Source organism: Micromonospora sp. 4G55 (assembly GCF_016803375.1).
Map to the genome: position 1 here is coordinate 1 of NZ_JAEVHN010000934.1, position 1,228 is coordinate 1,228.

The 1,228-nt window shown below is 74.9% G+C and carries 1 protein-coding gene; it reads left to right on the forward strand.

What is annotated here, in order from left to right; genetic code table 11:
* The coding region (locus JNW89_RS36290; RefSeq protein WP_255541618.1) for an FtsK/SpoIIIE domain-containing protein at nt 1–1,228 on the forward strand (1,228 nt) is incomplete at both ends.

The window sequence follows — 1,228 nt, forward strand, 5'->3', positions numbered from 1 at the left end:
CTGCTCGGCGGAGACGAGCTGTCCCGGCACGAACGCGGCCAGCTGGACCGGGTGGTCCGCACTGGAGCGGCCTGCGGGGTGCACCTGGTGGTCCGGGGCATCCCGCTGCCGGCGGACCCGACGGTCACCCGGATCGTCGCCGAGCCGGGCGACGCCCGCGTCGGCGCCCCGCCCGGCCTGCCGGTACGCCTCGACCCGCCGCCGCCCGCCGCGCTGGTCACCGAGACCTGCCGGGAGATCGCCTCCCGGGTCAACGCCGGCCCGCCGCCGATGCCCTTCACCGACCTGCTGCCCCCGCCGGAGCAGATGTGGAAGGACGACTCGGCGCACGGGCTGACCGCGCCGATCGGCGAGGGCCCGCACGGGCGGCCGGTGCTGCTGACCCTGGGCGACTACCCGCCGCACGCACTGATCGGCGGCCCCTCCGGCACCGGCAAGACCAACCTCATCTTCGCCTGGATCGGCGCGCTCGCCGCCCGCTACTCCCCCGCCGAGCTGGAGTTCTATCTGCTCGACTTCAAGGAGGGGGTGTCCTTCGCCCGGTTCGCCCAGGGCCGGCGCGACCCGAGCTGGTTGCCGCACATGCGGCTGGTCGGGATCAACGTCAACACCGACCGGGAATTCGGCCTGGCCCTGCTGCGGTTCCTCGCCGAGGAGCTGCGCCGACGGGCCGACGCCGCCAAGAAGCACGAGGTCACCAAGCTGGCCGAACTGCGGGCGGTGGACCCGACCGGGCACTGGCCGCGGATCGTGGCGGTGGTCGACGAGTTCCAGGCGCTGCTGGCCGGCCGGGACGTGGTGGCCCGGGAGGCCGCCGACCTGCTGGAGGACCTGGCCCGGCGGGGCCGGTCGCAGGGCATCCACCTGGTACTCGCCTCGCAGGACGTGCGCGGTATCGAGGCGCTGTGGGGGCGGCCCGCGCTGGTCGCGCAGTTCACCCTGCGGATCGCGCTGCCCAAGGCGCTGCGCATCCTGGCCGAGCGCAACGACGCGGCACAGGCGCTGCCCCGGCACCACGCGGTGGTCAACGCAGAGTCCGGAATGACCGAGGGCAACCAGGTGGCCCGGATCCCGTCGGCCAGCGACTGGGAGACCTGGAGCGAACTGCAGCACCGGCTGTGGCGGATGCGGCCGCAGGACGCCGCGCCGGCGCGGCTCTTCGACGGCGACGCCGTCCCCAGGCTGGTCGACGCGCCCGACCACCGCGCACTGACCCCGCAGGGGCGAC